Origin of the sequence: Streptomyces ureilyticus (assembly GCF_011045025.1) — a bacterium.
In the GTDB taxonomy this organism is placed as follows: Bacteria; Actinomycetota; Actinomycetes; order Streptomycetales; family Streptomycetaceae; genus Streptomyces; species Streptomyces ureilyticus.
The window spans coordinates 1-17179 of the sequence record NZ_JAAKZX010000199.1 but is presented as its reverse complement, the minus strand read 5'-3'; the positions used below and the strand labels follow the sequence as shown (position 1 = coordinate 17179).

Below are 17179 nucleotides of genomic sequence, written 5' to 3'. Positions count from 1 at the left end.
GGCCTCCCCCGACACCTACACTCCTTAGATCGTCGGCAGCGTCTGATGTGTATAAGAGACAGCCCCCGGCCCACGCCCCGGCCTCGTCGGCGAGCAGGTAGGACGTGGTCAGCGCCGGTGCGACGAACAGCCCCGCGACGGCCATGGCGGCGGAGAGCGTCACGAGACCCGGTGCCCAACCGGCCGCGCCCAGAGCGAGAGCCAGGCCGACCGCCAGCAGCGGAAGCCGAATACGGGCGGACACACGCCAGTTGACGGCGCCGTTCAGGAGTCCGCCCACCGCACTGCCCGCCGACAGGGCGGCGAGCACCCAGGCGACGGTGTCGTCCCCGTGCTGCCGCTGCTCGGCGAAGGCCAGCACCAGGAGTTCGACGGCGCCCAGCGCGAGCCCCACTCCTCCGGCGACCACGACGGGTTGCAGCAGCCCACGCCAACCTCGCATCCGCAGACGTACGCGCGACGCCCGTACGGCCACGCCCCGCACGGCCGGAGACATGGCGAACCCGAGAGTCCCGGCCCCCACCAGCACGGCGCTGACGGCGACCCCGGCCGCGGGAGGCGCGAACCCGACCACCAGCCCCACCAGCAGCGGGCCGGTCACGAACGTCAGCTCTTCCGCGCCTCCGTCCAGGCTGTAGGCACGCTGCAACAACCGCCGGTCCGCGATGAGTTCACCCCATACGGCACGCATGGCGGCTCCGAGCGGCGGCGTACAGCTCCCGGCGGCGACGGCGACCACCCCCAGCAGCGCGGGCGGCGCACCCGGCCGCCAGCCCACCGCGGCCAGCACGCCGAGCAGCCCGGCGTACAGCCCGGCCATGGGCAGCAGCGCCCGGCGCGGACCGTGCCGGTCGATCAGGGCCGCCCGCAGGGGCGTCAGAAACACACTGGCAGCTCCGAAGAGCGCCATCACGGTGCCGGCCACCGCGTACGACCCGGTGGCCCGGCTCACCGCCAGCATCACGGTCAGCGAGACCATCCCGTACGAGAGCCGGCCGACGACGGCGGCGGTGAAGGTGCGCTTGGCACAGGGCATGCGCAGAACCGCGGCATACGAAGGCCGCGTTGAAGACGCAGACATGCGAAGAGTTCCTCAAGGAGAGGGCGCCGAGACGGGCGCCCGGGCAACCAGGGACGCCTGATCGCCGCGACGACGGCGCCGCTACGCAGCCGATCGCGGCCCGGGGCGGGCCCTATGCCAAGAGGAGAAACACGCGGTCAACGTAACAGCGGGTGCCGGAAGTTGACTACCGGGGCCCACCCCCGGCCGGTGCCAGGCGCCGACGGCCGCTGGCCTCCGGGCCCGTCGAGCGCGGTCAGCACGGTGGTGGGCTCAGTCGGGGTGCTCGGCACCGGGTGCTGCGTACTGCTGGTGCTCGAGGTGCGGCGTACGGGACGTACGGCGGGCGTCGGGGACCGATCCGCGAGACGGGGCTGACCAGGATATGACCGGCCGGTAGGGTCTTTGCCGTGCCGAAGCCGCTCAGTCTTCCTTTCGATCCCATCGCCCGCGCCGACGAACTCTGGAAGCAGCGCTGGGGGTCCGTGCCGTCCATGGCCGCGATCACCTCGATCATGCGCGCGCACCAGATCCTGCTGGCCGAGGTCGACGCGGTCGTCAAGCCGTACGGGCTGACGTTCGCGCGCTACGAGGCACTCGTACTGCTCAACTTCTCCAAGGCCGGCGAACTGCCGATGTCCAAGATCGGCGAACGGCTCATGGTGCACCCCACGTCGGTGACGAACACCATCGACCGGCTGGTCAGGTCGGGCCTGGTGGACAAGCGGCCCAACCCCAACGACGGGCGCGGCACGCTCGCCTCCATCACCGACAAGGGCCGCGAGGTCGTCGAGGCGGCCACCCGCGACCTGATGGCGATGGACTTCGGGCTCGGCGCGTACGACGCGGAGGAGTGCGCGGAGATCTTCGCGATGCTGCGGCCCTTGCGCATCGCCGCGCACGACTTCGAAGAGGCGTAGCACCAGGGCGTACGGGGCCCAGGGGCGCCCGAAGATCGTACGAAACCGCCGGTTACGCTCGTTCCCATGAAAAAGAGCGTGCTGACCCGCTACCGCGTCATGGCCTACGTCACCGGTGTCCTGCTGGTCCTGCTGGTGATCGGGATGATCGGCAAGTACGTGCTCGACGTGGACGGCGCCGCGGACTTCACGCGCGTGGTCAGCATCGCGCACGGCTGGCTGTACGTCGTCTACCTGATCTTCGCCTTCGACATGGGCTCCAAGGCGAAGTGGCCGGTACCCAAGCTGCTGTGGGTGCTGCTCGCGGGCACGGTGCCGACGGCCGCCTTCTTCGTGGAGCGCAAGGTCACGCACGAGCTGGAGGCCAAGGTCGTCGACGACCCGGCCGCCGTGGCCAAGGCCTGAACCTTCACCGAGACCTGAGTCACTACCGCCATGGAGCAGTCCGTGGCGGTCTCCCATCGACATTTACTTGGACGTCCTAGTAAATTCGAAGGTATGGACGCTGACGCCATCGAAGAGGGCCGCCGACGCTGGCAGGCCCGGTACGACGCTTCACGCAAGCGTGAGGCCGACTTCACGACGCTTTCCGGCGACCCCGTGGAGCCGGTGTACGGGCCACGACCCGGAGACACGTACGACGGGTTCGAGCGGATCGGCTGGCCGGGGGAGTACCCGTACACGCGGGGGCTCTACGCGACCGGCTACCGAGGGCGGACGTGGACCATCCGGCAGTTCGCCGGGTTCGGGAACGCCGAGCAGACCAACGAGCGCTACAAGTCGATCCTCGCCAACGGCGGCGGCGGACTGTCCGTGGCCTTCGACATGCCCACGCTCATGGGGCGCGACTCCGACGATCCGCGCTCGCTCGGCGAGGTCGGGCACTGCGGGGTAGCGATCGACTCCGCCGCGGACATGGAGGTCCTGTTCAAGGACATCACGCTGGGTGAGGTCACGACCTCGATGACGATCAGCGGGCCGGCCGTTCCCGTCTTCTGCATGTACCTGGTGGCCGCCGAGCGCCAGGGCGTCGACCCCGCCGTCCTGAACGGCACGCTCCAGACGGACATCTTCAAGGAGTACATCGCGCAGAAGGAGTGGCTCTTCCAGCCCGAGCCCCATCTCCGCCTCATCGGCGACCTGATGGAGCACTGCGCCTCGAAGATCCCCGCGTACAAGCCGCTGTCCGTCTCCGGCTACCACATCCGTGAGGCCGGCTCGACGGCCGCGCAGGAGCTGGCGTACACGCTTGCCGACGGCTTCGGTTACGTCGAGCTGGGCCTGTCCCGCGGCATGGACGTGGACGTCTTCGCACCCGGCCTGTCCTTCTTCTTCGACGCGCATCTCGACTTCTTCGAGGAGATCGCCAAGTTCCGGGCGGCGCGGCGGATCTGGGCGCGGTGGATGCGGGACGTGTACGGCGCGAAGTCCGAGAAGGCGCAGTGGATGCGCTTCCACACGCAGACGGCCGGTGTCTCGCTGACGGCGCAGCAGCCGTACAACAACGTGGTGCGTACGGCGGTCGAGGCGCTGGCGGCCGTGCTGGGTGGGACCAACTCGCTGCACACCAACGCGCTGGACGAGACGCTGGCGCTGCCGAGTGAGCAGGCGGCCGAGATCGCCCTTCGTACGCAGCAGGTGCTGATGGAGGAGACCGGGGTCGCCAACGTGGCGGATCCGCTGGGCGGTTCATGGTTCGTCGAGCAGCTGACGGACCGGATCGAGGCGGACGCCGAGAAGATCTTCGAGCAGATCAGGGAGCGGGGGCTCAGGGCCCACCCGGACGGGCAGCACCCCATCGGCCCCATCACCTCCGGGATCCTGCGGGGTATCGAGGACGGCTGGTTCACCGGGGAGATCGCCGAGTCCGCCTTCCAGTACCAGCAGGCTCTGGAGAAGGGCGACAAGCGGGTGGTCGGGGTGAACGTCCACCACGGCTCTGTGACCGGTGACCTGGAGATTCTGCGGGTCAGCCACGAGGTGGAGCGGGAGCAGGTACGGGCACTCGCCGACCGCAGGTCGGGCCGCGACGAGGCGGCCGTCCGCGGCGCCCTGGCCGCCATGCTGGCCGCCGCGCGGGACGGCTCGAACATGATCGAGCCGATGCTGGACGCGGTACGGGCGGAGGCGACCCTGGGCGAGATCTGCGACGCCCTCCGGGAGGAGTGGGGGGTTTATACGGAGCCGGCGGGGTTCTAGCGTCGGCGGTGCTGTCCGCTGAGGGCGGTGAGGGGTTTTGTTCCCCTCGCCGCCCTTTTGCGTGCCGACTTGATGCGTGCCTTGCTGCGTGATCCGTCCGGTTTCCCTGCCCGAACCCCGCGTACGGATGGTGAAGTGGCCGTCACAGCAGGTGAGTTCGGGGCGGTAGACTTCAGCACGTGACGCGTCCGATGGGCGCGTCCTCCCTTCACTCCGGGCCCCTCCTCTTCGGGGCCCGGCCCGACGAGTGCGGTCCCGGGACCGTGACTGGCCGCCTCACGTCGAAGGGAGGACGCCCCCGCATGGGCTGTCACGAGGAGCAGAAACCGACTCTCGTCATGCGGCTGATCCGGCTCTTGCCGGAGCGCGCTGCGAAGCACGCGAGGAGGTGGCTGCTCTGGTGGCTCACCAGGTAGCCGGATATCCCCACACGGCTTGGGGATATCCGACAGGCTCCTGTTGAGCCGGGGCCCCCTTCGGAGTTAGCCGCTCCGGCGGGGGCCCTTCTCTGGTGGCTCAGCAGCTAGCCAGATATCCCCAACCAGGATGGGGACATCCGACTGGCTCCTGGTGAGCTTGGGCAGCCGCCTGACTAAAGCATCACGGTCCTCAGACGGCACCCTCTGCATCCAAGTACAGCACACCAGCCCCCCACCCAGCCCACGATCAGCCACTGTTCACGCAACCGCCCGCCGCGCGGACAGGTCGCCGGGCACACCCAGGCCGAGGTGTTCGAACTGGGCGGCGGGATCCACGAGTCGAGCGGTCTCAGGTCGTTGCCGAAGCGGTCAGTCCGTTCAGCAAGAGCCTCGTGAAGCTCCGCGTCCAGTCCGCGTCGACGGGCTCTGCGCTCACCAGGGCCCGGTGCACCACCGCGCCCGCGATCACGTCGAAGATGAGGTCCGCGGTGCGAGCCGCGGCTTCGGGGTCGTTGTCTTCCGGCAACTCCCCGCGCTGCTGGGCGCGGGCGCGGCCCTCCAGGACGAGGAGTTTCTGGCGTTCGACGATCGACGAGCGGATGCGGTCGCGCAGTGCGTCGTCGCGGATCGACTCCGCTACCACCGACATCAGGCCGCTCTTCGCCTCCGGTCGCGCCAGGATCGCCGCGAACTGGAGGACGACGCCCTCGACATCCGCCGCGAGGTTGCCGCGGTCGGGGAGTTCGAGTTCGTCGAAGAGGGCGGCCACCGCGTCCACGACCAGTTCGTTCTTGCCCGCCCAGCGGCGGTAGAGGGTCGTCTTCGCGACGCCCGCGCGCGTTGCCACATCGCCGAGCGTCAGTTTGGACCAGCCCAGTTCGACCAGTGCCGCCCGCGTCGCCGCCAGGATCGCCGCGTCCGCGGTGGCGCTGCGCGGGCGGCCTCCTGTGGCGCGTGGGGCGGAAGTGCGGCTCTGCATCCGGTGACCATATCGGGCGGCTCCTGTGACTTGAGAAGGGCAGGCAGGGTGAGGGAGATCACCGGGAGTCGGTTCCGCGGGCGGTTCCAGATCCAGTTACGCTACGGCTCGTAGCGAAAGCTTGCTTACGAGCGATGACCACAGCCTGCTTACGAGCCATGACCACAGCGACGACCACGCTGCGCCAGGTGGGGACCCGGCGTCGAACGCCACGCGGCAGGCCCGGCTTTCGCCGTGCTTTTCCGGTACGTACGCGGAGGGGGGAAGATGAACTCATGCAGCCACGGAACATGTCCATGAGCGGAGTCGTCGACCTCTCCGCGGTGAAGGCGGCCCAGGAGGCCAAGTCGAAGGCGGAGCAGGCGCGCGCCGAAGCGGCGAAGCAGGGCGCAGGAGGCGCTGTCTCCGCCACGAGCCTTGTCATCGACGTAGACGAGGCGGGTTTTGAGCGCGACGTCCTGCAGCGCTCCACCGAGGTGCCCGTCGTCATCGACTTCTGGGCCGAGTGGTGCGAGCCGTGCAAGCAGCTGAGCCCGCTCCTGGAGCGGCTCGCCGTCGAGCACAGCGGCCGGTTCGTCCTCGCCAAGATCGACGTCGACGCCAATCAGATGTTGATGCAGCAGTTCGGGATCCAGGGAATCCCGGCTGTTTTCGCGGTGGTGGCCGGTCAGGCCCTGCCTCTCTTCCAGGGCGCCGCCCCCGAGGCGCAGATCCGGGGCACCCTGGACCAGCTCATCCAGGTCGCCGAGCAGCGCTTCGGTCTGACCGGCCTCACGGTCGACCCGGACGCCGAAGCCGGGCCGGGCGCCGAGGCCGAGGCGGCTCCCACGGTGCCGGCCGGGCCGTACGACGCGCTGCTCGAAGCCGCCGTACAGGCCCTGGACGCGGGGGACTTGGGCGGTGCGGTGCAGGCGTACAAGAACGTGCTGAGTGACGACCCGGGCAATACGGAGGCCAAACTGGGCCTTGCCCAGGCCGAGTTGCTCCAGCGTGTGCAGAACGCCGACGCGCAGCAGGTGCGTAAAGACGCCGCCGAGAAGCCGGCGGACGTACAGGCTCAAATCGCCGCCGCCGACCTGGACTTGGTGGGCGGTCATGTCGAGGACGCGTTCGGGCGGCTGGTCGACACCGTGGCGCGTACGGTCGGTGACGACCGGGACGCCGCGCGTGTACGGCTGTTGGAGCTGTTCGAGGTGGTCGGCAGTGACGATCCGCGAGTGACCGCCGCACGCAGAGCACTTGCCCGTGCCCTGTTCTGACCGGTTCTGATCTGCCGCTTGATCCACCGGGGTGACCACTGTGACCCCTGGTGCTTGAGTGAGAGATTTGTCGACTGAGCGACCCTGCGGCCGTGCTTTACCAAATCTTGGTAAACGCGGCCGCTGTTACTTGGAGTAAGTGACGGGCGGTGATCTGTCGGATTCCGTCCAAGGATCAATCGGTTTGGCACTCACCGCGGGGACACCCTGCGTCGTCGGTCGATACCGGGGGGTCGTTGTTCGGTTATCCGGCCGTTACTAGCCAGTAACGATCCCCCTTGCGGCGGCGGCGCGAATGGACCACGATCGGCCACGCTCGGTCCATTCCCGTTCCCGACAGCCAATCGGGGCAACGGGTTTCACTGGGTCCCCACCGAGTAGGAGCGGCGGCAGTGGCGTCGCTCCTTGGACAGGGGGGTCTCTGCTTGCGGGCAGAGCCTGTCCGGCAGGTTGTGCGTGAAGTGTTCAGGCGCGACCAGTGGTTGTCGCTCGGGGGTGATCGCTTGTGTTGGGGCGCCCTTCGCGCCTCTGAGTACGGGCGCTCTCCTTCCCGAGGACGTAGCACTTCTCCCATCCCTGCCCGACTGAGCCGCCGACCGGGGGCCGTCAGGGCCGGAGATGTACGTCCGAGAAGGAGGAAATATGGAGTCCCATGTGCGTGGCGGGACGAGATGGAAGCGGTTCGCCGTGGTCATGGTGCCCAGCGTGGCCGCGACCGCCGCGATAGGCATGGCCCTGGCCAACAGCGCTCTCGCCGCGTCGTTCAGCGTGTCGGGCCAGTCGTTCAAGGTGACGACCGATCAGCTTGATGGCCAAGGCTTTTCGCAGTACGGCGCCATTGACGAGGGTTACACCCTCGCCGGCAAGAAGACGATGCACCCCGTCGCCGTCTCGGCGTTCAAGACGGCGACGATCAAGAACCTGTGCCAGTCCGTCGTCACGCCGAACATCCCGGTGCTCGGCAATGTCAGCCTCGTCCTCAGGGCCGGTGGCGGTAAAACGCCGGTCGAGGCGGAGAACCTGTACATCGACGTCGCCGACCTGAAGGCCGACGCCGAGTTCCGCAACATCGACATCGGTGTGGCCGCCGGAGACGCCAGCAAGGGTCCCGGCATCGCCAAGGGCGACAAGGCGAACCCGTACGGATTCGCGCAGCAGGCCGATTCGGTCACGCTCAAGGACGTGAAGCAGACGGCGTGGGCGACCACTGCCGGAACCTTCAAGCTGAGCGGGCTTTCGATGAAGCTGTCCCCGGGTGTCAAGGAGTGCTACTAGGCACTCCGTGACGGGTGGGGGAGTCCCGCTTCCTCACCCGTCACATCTCCTTCTCGTCTTCTCGTCTTTGAAGTCCGTCTGCAGGTCGGTCGGATGTCGTTATTCGGTGTCCGTCCGGCGCCACCCGGTCCGTACACTCGCCACCCCCCACACCAAGCCCTCAGCTTTCACCTCTCACAGCAACGCCGTTCCAGGGAGCTGTTTTCCATGAGCGCCGACACTCCAGCCACGCGCAGCCAGTTCACCGACAGGCGGCTGCGTTTCCGCGCCTGGAGGGGCACCCGGCCATTCTGGGCCGGGCTGTTCATCCTGCTCGGCGGGATCCCGATCATGTACTTCCCGTACGCGAATCTCCAGATAGGTCATCTGACCCTGGCGATGGCTACGACCGCGGGTGCGGGTTCCCTGATCATCGGCGTGCTGCTGATCGTGCTCGGGATCAGCCTGTGGTTCCAGAAGCATGTGCGGGTCTTCGCCGGTGTGGCGGCGATCCTGCTGGCGCTGGTGTCCATCCCGGTGTCCAACCTCGGCGGGTTCCTCGTCGGCTTCCTGCTCGCGCTGTTCGGCGGTGCCATGGCCGTGTCCTGGGCGCCCGGCGAGGAGCCGGCGGCGGAGCCGGCCAAGACGGACCGTACGGACGAAGGAGGCGCTCCCGCGGCCATGGCGCCGGGCGGGGCGAGCGAGCCGAACGATCTGTCAGGAACGAGCCCGAGCAACGGGGCGAATGGGAGGCACCGTGCCTGAGGAGGTCCACCGCGTGGAGTCGGGAGAGCTCCGGGCGAGAACCGGGCCGCGGCATGCAGCCCCCAAGAAGCCCTTGCTGACGAGGCTGCAGATGCCCGCGGGCAAGGCGATAGCCATCGCGTCGATGCCGACGGCGATCCTCATGGGCATGGGGCTCACGCCGCTTGCCCGGGCTGATGACAAGCCTTCGGGGAAGAACCTGACGATCGACGAGTACAAGGAGTGCGTCGACGCGCTGGAGGAGGGCTCCGAGGAGGGCAAGGACGCCTCGCCCTCGCCGTCCCCCTCGACGAGCGACCCCGCGTCCGGCGACAAGTCCGAGGACAAGCAGGAGCAGGAGCAGGGCTCCTCGGGTGAGGACGCTTCGGGCGACAACTCCGCGGGCAACGGCTCGTCGGACAACGGCTCTTCGCCGGATTCAGGTTCCGACGACAAGCCCGAGACCGAGCCCGAGCCCGCCGAACCGGCTCCCGAGGAGCCCGCCGAAGAGGAGCCGGCACCGTCTCCTTCTCCGTCCGAGAGCAACCACCCGCTCGACCCGCTGGGCCTCGGCAAGGCGCTGGAGGACCTCTTCACGCCCGACGACAAGGAGAAGGCGGAAGAGGAGGCGGCTGCCAGCCCGTCGCCCACTCCCTCTCCGTCGGCGAACGAGGACAAGGCGGACGACGAGGCCGAGGAGACCAAGGGTGCTGCCGGGGACACCGCGGACAAGGCGACCGACACCGTCGGGGACGCCGCCAAGGACGTCACGGACACTGCGGGCGACGCGGCCGGGAAGGCCGAGGGCGCAGCCAAGGACGTAACGGACAAGGCGTCCGAGGCAGCCGAGGACACCGCGGAGGAGGCGGCCGGTGAGGCCACCCCATCCCCCAGCCCGTCCGAGAGCGCCACGGACCCCGAGAACTGCCCGACCGCCACGGAGGACGAAGGCGGCCTCGAGAAGGGCATCCCGCCGCTGGCCGACGACCCCTGGCAGCTGCAGGCCAGCTCACTGCTGCTCAAGGGCGCCGACTACCAGGGCGTCGTCAAGGTGAAGACCGCCAACGGCACGGTCAAGGAGGTCCTCAAGTACGTGATCTCCGACGGCACGGACATCGGTGATCTGCACCAGACCGTCGACGACAAGCGGGCCGGCGCCAAGCACCACGTGCAGGCGGGCAAGGGCACCACGTCCACCATCCGTGACGGCAAGACGGTCATGTACACGGAGAGCATCTCCGGCAACCTGCTCGGTCTGATACCGGTCACGTTCAGCCCGGAGCACCCGCCGCCGCTGAACATCCCGCTGATCTACTTCACCAATGTGAAGGTGGTCCAGGCCGCCCAGTTCGGCGGAACGCTGACCGTCCCCGGCCTGCAGCAGTTCAGCACGCCGCTCGGCTAGTCCCACAGGGCTCTCCGGGAGCCGCACACACCCTGAGGGCGCCCCCTGCGCGGCAGGGGGCGCCCTCAGTGGCGTATCGGAAGGGGCGGGAGTGGATCAGCCGCCCAGGTGGTGCACCCGCACCATGTTCGTGGTGCCGGCCACGCCGGGAGGCGAACCGGCCGTGATGATCACCGTGTCGCCGTCGTTGAACTGGCCCAGCCTGACCATCTCCTGGTCGACCAGGTCGACCATCGCGTCCGTGCTGTTCACGAACGGCACGACGTGCGGCTCGACGCCCCAGCTCAGCGTCAGCTGGTTGCGGGTGGCCTCGTCCGTCGTGAAGGCCAGGATCGGCTGGACCGCGCGATAGCGGCACAGCCGGCGGGCGGTGTCGCCGGACTGGGTGAAGGCCACCAGGCCCTTGCCGCCCAGGAAGTCCGCGATCTCACACGCGGCTCGGGCCACCGAACCGCCTTGCGTACGCGGCTTCTTGCCCGGTACGAGCGGCTGCAGGCCCTTGGAGAGCAGCTCCTGCTCGGCGGCCTGGACGATCTTCGACATCGTCTTCACGGTCTCGAGGGGGTACGCGCCCACACTCGACTCGGCGGACAGCATGACCGCGTCCGCGCCGTCCAGGATCGCGTTGGCCACATCGGAGGCCTCGGCGCGCGTGGGGCGGGAGTTGGTGATCATCGACTCCATCATCTGGGTCGCGACGATCACCGGCTTGGCGTTGCGGCGGCACAGCTCCACGAGGCGCTTCTGCACCATCGGGACCTTTTCGAGGGGGTACTCGACGGCCAGGTCGCCGCGGGCGACCATGACTCCGTCGAAGGCCGCGATCACGGCCTCCATGTTCTCCACCGCCTGCGGCTTCTCCACCTTGGCGATGACGGGGACCCGGCGGCCCTCCTCGTCCATGATCTTGTGTACGTCGTTCACGTCGTCGGCGTCGCGCACGAACGACAGCGCCACCAGGTCGCAGCCCATGCGCAGCGCGAAGCGCAGGTCCTCGACGTCCTTCTCGGACAGCGCGGGCACGTTCACGGCCGTGCCGGGCAGGTTGATGCCCTTGTGGTCCGAGATCACGCCGCCCTCGATGACGACCGTACGGACCCGGGGGCCCTCGACATCGAGGACCTTCAGCTCGACGTTTCCGTCGTTGATCAGGACCTGGTCGTCCTTGGCGACGTCGCCCGGCAGGCCCTTGTAGGTCGTGCCGCAGATCGACTTGTCGCCCGGTACGTCCTCGGTGGTGATGGTGAACTCGTCCCCGCGCTCCAGCTCGACGGGACCCTCGGCGAAGGTCTCAAGGCGGATCTTCGGGCCCTGGAGGTCGGCGAGGACGCCGATGGCGCGGCCGGTCTCCTCGGCGGCGGCCCGGACACGGTCGTACCGCCCCTGGTGCTCGGCGTGCGAGCCGTGGCTGAAGTTGAAGCGGGCCACGTTCATGCCGGCCTCGATGAGCGAGACGAGCTGCTCATGGGAGTCGACGGCTGGGCCCAGAGTGCAGACGATTTTCGAACGGCGCATGGGGGGATCCTAACGGTTTGTTTCACTGCGGAATATTCCGTCTGGTGGAATGTACAAAGGGGCGGAATGCCGCTCAGTTGAGGGCTTTGAGAACCGCCCACGGGCGCCTCAGAGGCTGCCCACAAGTGCGTACGTCTGGGTGGCGATCTCCAGTTCCTCGTCGGTCGGTACGACGGCCACCGCGACCCGCGCACCCTCCGGCGAGATCAGCCGCGGCTCGTCGGACCGGGCGCCATTGCGCTCGGCGTCGACCGCCAGGCCCAGCCCCTCCAGGCCCGCGACCGCAGCTTCGCGCACCGGGGCCGCGTTCTCACCGACCCCCGCCGTGAAGGCGATCGCGTCCACCCGGCCGAGCACCGCGTAATAGGCGCCGATGTATTTCCGCAGGCGGTGGATGTAGATGTCGAAGGCGAGCCGCGCCCGCTCGTCCCCTTCGTCGACGCGGCGACGGATCTCCCGCATGTCGTTGTCGCCGCACAGGCCGATCAGGCCGCTCTTCTTGTTCAGCAAAGTGTCGATGTCATCCATGGACAACCCGCCAACACGCGCCAAATGAAAGATGACCGCCGGATCCAGGTCTCCGGACCGCGTACCCATCACCAGCCCCTCCAAAGGCGTCAGCCCCATGGACGTGTCCACGCACCTGCCCGCCCGGACGGCCGACGCCGAGGCCCCGTTGCCCAGGTGCAGCACGATGACGTTCACGTCCTCCGGCGCCTTGCCGAGCAGCTTCGCGGTCGCGCGCGAGACATACGCGTGCGAGGTGCCGTGGAAGCCGTAGCGGCGGATGCGGTGCTCGTCGGCGGTCTCGACGTCGATCGCGTAGCGGGCCGCGGACTCCGGCATCGTCGTGTGGAACGCCGTGTCGAAGACGGCCACCTGCGGGAGGTCAGGGCGCAGTGCCTGGGCCGTACGAATGCCCGTCAGGTTGGCCGGGTTGTGCAGGGGCGCCACCGGGATCAGCCGCTCGATCTCCGCGAGAACCCGCTCGTCGATGACCGTCGGCTCGGTGAACTGCCGGCCACCGTGCACGACCCGGTGCCCGATCGCCGCCAACTCGGGGGAGCCCAGGCCGAGTCCGTCCTTGTCCAGCTCCTCGGCGACGGCCTTCAGGGCGGCCTCGTGGTCGGCGATCGGGCCGGTCTGCTCGCGTGCCTCGCCGCCGTTGGCCAGCGGGGTGTGCTTCAGGCGGGACGTCTCCTCGCCGATGCGCTCGACGAGGCCCACGGCCAGGCGGCTGCTGTCGCGCATGTCGAGCAGCTGGTACTTCACCGACGAGGAACCGGAGTTGAGGACGAGGACGCGGGTGCCAGTCACAGGGCGGAAGCCTTCAGGGTCGTAGCCGTAGTCGGGCTGGGGGTCCGGGCCTGGGCCTGGATCGCCGTGATGGCGACGGTGTTCACGATGTCCCCGACGAGCGCGCCGCGGGACAGGTCGTTGACCGGCTTGCGCAGGCCCTGCAGAACCGGGCCGACGGCGATCGCGCCGGCCGAACGCTGCACGGCCTTGTACGTGTTGTTGCCGGTGTTGAGGTCCGGGAAGATCAGCACGGACGCCTGCCCGGCGACCTCGGACCCCGGCAGCTTGGTCGCCGCGACCGACGGTTCCACGGCGGCGTCGTACTGGATCGGTCCCTCGATCTTCAGATCGTCGCGGCTCGCGCGGACCAGCTCGGTGGCCCGGCGCACCTTGTCCACGTCCGCGCCCGAGCCGGACGTCCCCGTCGAGTACGAGAGCATCGCGATCCGCGGCTCGACACCGAACTGCTGGGCGGTGGCGGCCGACTGGACCGCGATGTCGGCCAACTGCTCGGCGTCCGGATCGGGATTGACCGCGCAGTCCCCGTACACCAGGACCTTGTCGGCCAGGCACATGAAGAAGACGGACGACACGATGGACGCGTCCGGCTTGGTCTTGATGATCTCGAAGGCCGGGCGGATCGTCGCCGCCGTCGAGTGGACGGACCCCGACACCATGCCGTCGGCCAGCCCTTCCTCGACCATCAGGGTGCCGAAGTAGTTCACGTCCGAGACCACGTCGTACGCCAGCTCCAGGGACACGCCCCTGTGGGCGCGGAGCGCGGCGTACCTCTCGGCGAAACTCTCGCGCAGCTCGGACGTCGCCGGGTCGATGAGCTGTGCTTTGACGAGGTCGATACCGAGGTCCGCGGCCTTCTTGCGGATCTGGTCCACCGGTCCGAGCAGTGTCAGATCGCAGACGCCGCGCCGCAACAGCACCTCGGCGGCGTGCAGTACGCGCTCCTCGGTGCCCTCGGGCAGCACGACGCGACGCTTGTCCGAACGGGCCTGCTCCAGCAGCTTGTGCTCGAACATCATCGGCGTGACACGGTCGCTGCTCGGCGCCGAGACCCGGTTGAGGAGGCCGCCGGTGTCCACGTACCGCTCGAAGAGACCGAGGGCCGTCTCCGCCTTACGGGGCGTCGCCGCGCTCAACTTGCCTTCCATGCCGAAGAGTTCGGCCGCCGTCGGGAAGCTGTTGCCGGCCACCGAGACGACCGGGGTGCCCGGGGCGAGCCGGGCGGCCAGCGTGAGGACGTCGTCGCTGGGGCGCTCGTCCAGGGTGAGCAGGACGCCCGCGATGGGCGGGGTGCCGGCGCTGTGCGCGGCGAGGGCGCCCACGACCAGGTCGGCGCGGTCGCCGGGGGTGACGACCAGGCAGCCCGGGGTCAGGGCGCCGAGGAAGTTCGGCAGCATCGCGCCGCCGAACACGAAGTTCAGCGCGTCGCGCGCGAGTCCCGCGTCGTCGCCGAGCAGGACCTTGCCGCCGAGCGCGTGGGTGATCTGGGCGACCGTCGGCGCGGCCAGCGCGGGCTCGTCCGGCAGCACGTAACAGGGCACCGGGAGGCGGGAGCCGAGGCCCGTGTGGATCTCCGCGCGGTCCAGCGGGGCCACCCGGTTCACCACCATCGCGAGGACGTCACAGCCCAGATGGTCGTAGGCCCGGAACGCGTTGCGGGTCTCCGCCTGCACCGACTCCGCGGTCTGCTCGCGGCCGCCCACGACGGGGATGACCGAGGCGCCGAACTCGTTCGCCAGCCGGGCGTTGAGGGACAGCTCGTCCGGGAACTGCGTGTCCGCGTAGTCGGTGCCCAGGACGAGGACCACGTCGTAGTCGCGCGTCACCCGGTGGAAGCGGTCCACCAGCTCCGAGATCAGCTCGTCGGTGCCCTGCTCGGCTTGGAGCGTGGACGCCTCGTGGTAGTCCATGCCGTAGACCGTCGCCGGATCTTGCGCGAGTCGGTAGCGGGCCCGCAGCAGTTCGAAGAGGCGGTCGGGATTGTCATGGACCAGCGGGCGGAACACCCCCACCCGGTCGACCTGTCGGGTCAGGAGCTCCATCACTCCCAGCTCGACGACCTGGCGCCCGTCGCCCCGGTCGATCCCGGTCACGTACACGCTGCGCGTCACGTGTGCTCTCCGTTTCCTCACTGGTCAAAATCAGCCGCTATCGTGGGGGCCGTGCGTGCCCTCTTGACAATACCTCTGAGCATGGTTAGGGCACCCGTCCCGGCGGGGCGGGAAATCGCTGTCCGGGAACCGGTCGGCAAGGGCCACTCAGGTCCCCCGTGAAACAATCGGACCGGCTCACACGTACCGACAGCGCACGACAGTTCACAAGTACCGACAGCCCTTACGTACCAAGCAGCGAGCAGGAGAAACAGCACGATGCGTATCGGAGTTCTCACCGCAGGCGGCGACTGCCCGGGGCTGAACGCAGTGATCCGGTCGGTCGTGCACCGAGCCGTCGCCCACTACGGCGACGAGGTGATCGGCTTCGAGGACGGTTACGCGGGACTGCTCGACGGCCGCTTCCGCAACCTCGACCTGGACGCGGTCAGCGGCATCCTCGCCCGTGGCGGCACCATCCTCGGCTCCTCACGCCTCCAGCGCGACCGGCTGCGCGAGGCCTGCGAAGGGGCCGAGGACGAGATGCGCGAGTTCGGCATCGACGCGCTCATCCCGATCGGCGGCGAGGGCACGCTCACGGCCGCCCGGATGCTCTCGGACGTAGGCCTGCCGGTCGTCGGCGTACCGAAGACGATCGACAACGACATCTCGTCCACCGACCGCACCTTCGGCTTCGACACCGCGGTCGGCGTCGCCACGGAGGCGATGGACCGCCTCAAGACCACCGCCGAGTCGCACCAGCGCGTCATGGTCGTCGAGGTCATGGGCCGTCACGCCGGCTGGATCGCGCTCGAGTCCGGCATGGCCGCCGGCGCCCACGGCATCTGCTTGCCCGAGCGGGCCTTCGACCCGGGCGACCTGGTCAAGATGGTCGAGGAGCGCTTCGCCCGCGGCAAGAAGTTCGCGGTCCTGTGCGTGGCCGAGGGCGCCCATCCCGCCGAGGGCACCATGGACTACGGCCACGGCGAGATCGACCAGTTCGGCCATGAGCGCTTCCAGGGCATCGGCACGGCGCTCGCGTACGAACTGGAGCGGCGGCTCGGCAAGGAGGCCAAGCCGGTCATTCTCGGCCACGTCCAGCGCGGCGGCACCCCGACGGCGTACGACCGCGTGCTCGCCACCCGCTTCGGCTGGCATGCCGTCGAGGCGGCCCACCGGGGCGAGTTCGGGCGGATGACGGCGCTGCGCGGCACGGAGGTCGAGATGGTGCCGCTCGCGGAGGCGGTCACGGAGCTGAAGACGGTGCCGAAGGACCGGATGGACGAGGCGGAGTCGGTGTTTTAGAGGTCGGTGTTCTGGAGCGGGGTTCTGGAGCGAGCTCTGCTCATGGGGCGTGGCGCTGGACGGTGGACCAGAAGTGGTCGACGACCTGGTCCAGGTAGTTCCGGGCCGCGCCCGCTTCGACCGCGACGGTTCCGTTGCCCCAGCTCATGGTGGGCGCCATTTGGAGCTGGTACTCCGTGTGCAGCGACTCGAGCACGTCCTCCACGAGCCGCCGGTCCAGCGGCAACAGCTTGCTGACGGGACGTACGTACGCCTGCCAGCGCGTGGAGCACGCGTTGCGCAACAACTCGGCCAGCTTCGGGCGGCGTCCGCTGACGGTGACGAGATCCGGCAGGGCGAGGCCGAGCATCTCGGCGAGGGCCGCGGACTGGCGCTCGTTGCCGCGCCACTCGTTGCGCTCCTCCATCCGCAGATACACGGCGAGTTCGAGTCCGACGACTCGCGCGACATCCTCCGCCGGGATGCCGCGCGCGAGCCGGAACTCCCGCAACGTCTGTGGCGCGCCGATGAGTTCGGCAGGCGAGCACCACAACACGCCCGCGAGCGCGACGAGTTCGGCATTGCCGGGCGCCGCGACGCCTCTCTCCCAGGCGGCGACGAGGTCGGGTGTCACGTAGGGCAGTCCGTACGAGGTCCGCATCCCGTACGCGACATGTTCCGGCCCCATGCCGAGTGCGGTGCGGAGTCTGTGGGCGGCGGGGGCGTTGAAGGGG

14 protein-coding genes are annotated in these 17179 nt (G+C 69.0%); 8 read left to right on the top strand and 6 right to left on the bottom strand.

The window, feature by feature from the left end; all coding sequences use genetic code 11:
• Positions 1 to 1081 (bottom strand): MFS transporter (locus tag G6048_RS38460; RefSeq protein WP_165344237.1); only part of this gene is annotated, 1081 nt, incomplete at its 3' end.
• 389 nt (positions 1082 to 1470) lie between these two features.
• On the opposite strand from G6048_RS38460, the gene G6048_RS38455 reads away from it, so the two are divergent.
• The 3 genes from G6048_RS38455 (at position 1471) to G6048_RS38445 (ending at position 4179) form a co-directional block, all read left to right on the top strand.
• Positions 1471 to 1980 carry a MarR family winged helix-turn-helix transcriptional regulator gene (locus G6048_RS38455; protein ID WP_165344236.1) on the top strand — a complete coding sequence of 170 codons (510 nt, stop codon included), beginning with the start codon at positions 1471 to 1473 and terminating at the stop codon, positions 1978 to 1980.
• Between the two features lie 66 nt (positions 1981 to 2046).
• Positions 2047 to 2385, top strand: a complete 339-nt coding sequence (locus tag G6048_RS38450; protein ID WP_165344235.1) for a DUF3817 domain-containing protein — start codon at positions 2047 to 2049, stop codon at positions 2383 to 2385.
• Between the two features lie 93 nt (positions 2386 to 2478).
• Positions 2479 to 4179, top strand: coding sequence for an acyl-CoA mutase large subunit family protein (locus G6048_RS38445; RefSeq protein WP_165344234.1), 1701 nt, complete (start codon positions 2479 to 2481; stop codon positions 4177 to 4179).
• A gap of 768 nt (positions 4180 to 4947) precedes the next feature.
• Here G6048_RS38445 and G6048_RS38440 read toward each other — a convergent pair.
• Positions 4948 to 5577, bottom strand: a complete 630-nt coding sequence (locus G6048_RS38440) for a TetR/AcrR family transcriptional regulator (protein WP_165344233.1) — start codon at positions 5575 to 5577, stop codon at positions 4948 to 4950.
• A gap of 275 nt (positions 5578 to 5852) precedes the next feature.
• Between G6048_RS38440 and G6048_RS38435 the strand changes: the two genes are divergently transcribed.
• From G6048_RS38435 to G6048_RS38420, 4 genes are all read left to right on the top strand, one after another.
• The gene (locus G6048_RS38435; protein WP_165344232.1) at positions 5853 to 6836 is read left to right on the top strand and encodes a tetratricopeptide repeat protein; all 984 of its coding nucleotides are present in this window, start codon (positions 5853 to 5855) and stop codon (positions 6834 to 6836) included.
• 642 nt (positions 6837 to 7478) lie between these two features.
• Positions 7479 to 8111 carry a DUF6230 family protein gene (locus tag G6048_RS38430; RefSeq protein ID WP_165344231.1) on the top strand — a complete coding sequence of 211 codons (633 nt, stop codon included), beginning with the start codon at positions 7479 to 7481 and terminating at the stop codon, positions 8109 to 8111.
• Positions 8112 to 8318: 207 nt separating this feature from the next.
• Entirely contained in the window at positions 8319 to 8855 is a 537-nt protein-coding gene (locus G6048_RS38425; protein ID WP_165344230.1) for a DUF6114 domain-containing protein, read from the top strand.
• A complete protein-coding gene (locus G6048_RS38420) occupies positions 8836 to 10239 on the top strand; it encodes a hypothetical protein (protein ID WP_206342652.1) in 1404 nt (467 codons plus the stop codon). Before G6048_RS38425 ends, G6048_RS38420 begins: the two co-directional genes overlap by 20 nt.
• A gap of 96 nt (positions 10240 to 10335) precedes the next feature.
• Here the strand turns inward: G6048_RS38420 and pyk are convergent, their stop codons facing one another.
• The 3 genes from pyk to pta all read right to left on the bottom strand — a co-directional run bounded on the left by pyk (position 10336) and on the right by pta (position 15182).
• Positions 10336 to 11754 (bottom strand): pyruvate kinase, encoded by a 1419-nt coding sequence (pyk, locus tag G6048_RS38415; RefSeq protein WP_165344229.1) that lies wholly within the window; start codon positions 11752 to 11754, stop codon positions 10336 to 10338.
• Between the two features lie 108 nt (positions 11755 to 11862).
• A complete protein-coding gene (locus G6048_RS38410) occupies positions 11863 to 13071 on the bottom strand; it encodes an acetate kinase (RefSeq protein ID WP_165344228.1) in 1209 nt (402 codons plus the stop codon).
• Positions 13068 to 15182, bottom strand: coding sequence for a phosphate acetyltransferase (gene pta / locus G6048_RS38405; RefSeq protein WP_165344227.1), 2115 nt, complete (start codon positions 15180 to 15182; stop codon positions 13068 to 13070). Before pta ends, G6048_RS38410 begins: the two co-directional genes overlap by 4 nt.
• A 258-nt stretch (positions 15183 to 15440) precedes the next feature.
• Here pta and G6048_RS38400 point away from each other — a divergent pair, with 258 nt between their 5' ends.
• Positions 15441 to 16466, top strand: a complete 1026-nt coding sequence (locus G6048_RS38400; RefSeq protein ID WP_165344226.1) for an ATP-dependent 6-phosphofructokinase — start codon at positions 15441 to 15443, stop codon at positions 16464 to 16466.
• 40 nt (positions 16467 to 16506) lie between these two features.
• Here G6048_RS38400 and G6048_RS38395 read toward each other — a convergent pair.
• The coding region (locus tag G6048_RS38395) for a helix-turn-helix domain-containing protein (protein WP_165344225.1) at positions 16507 to 17179 on the bottom strand (673 nt) is incomplete at its 5' end.

Bases quoted from the DNA above. Each gene is read 5' to 3' on its own strand.
- G6048_RS38430 (WP_165344231.1), top strand. From the start codon at position 7,479: ATGGAGTCCCATGTGCGTGGCGGGACGAGATGGAAGCGGTTCGCCGTG.
- G6048_RS38450 (WP_165344235.1), top strand. From the start codon at position 2,047: ATGAAAAAGAGCGTGCTGACCCGCTACCGCGTCATGGCCTACGTCACC.
- G6048_RS38440 (WP_165344233.1), bottom strand. From the start codon at position 5,577: ATGCAGAGCCGCACTTCCGCCCCACGCGCCACAGGAGGCCGCCCGCGC.
- G6048_RS38420 (WP_206342652.1), top strand. From the start codon at position 8,836: ATGGGAGGCACCGTGCCTGAGGAGGTCCACCGCGTGGAGTCGGGAGAG.
- pyk (WP_165344229.1), bottom strand. From the start codon at position 11,754: ATGCGCCGTTCGAAAATCGTCTGCACTCTGGGCCCAGCCGTCGACTCC.
- G6048_RS38435 (WP_165344232.1), top strand. From the start codon at position 5,853: ATGCAGCCACGGAACATGTCCATGAGCGGAGTCGTCGACCTCTCCGCG.
- G6048_RS38400 (WP_165344226.1), top strand. From the start codon at position 15,441: ATGCGTATCGGAGTTCTCACCGCAGGCGGCGACTGCCCGGGGCTGAAC.
- G6048_RS38445 (WP_165344234.1), top strand. From the start codon at position 2,479: ATGGACGCTGACGCCATCGAAGAGGGCCGCCGACGCTGGCAGGCCCGG.
- G6048_RS38425 (WP_165344230.1), top strand. From the start codon at position 8,319: ATGAGCGCCGACACTCCAGCCACGCGCAGCCAGTTCACCGACAGGCGG.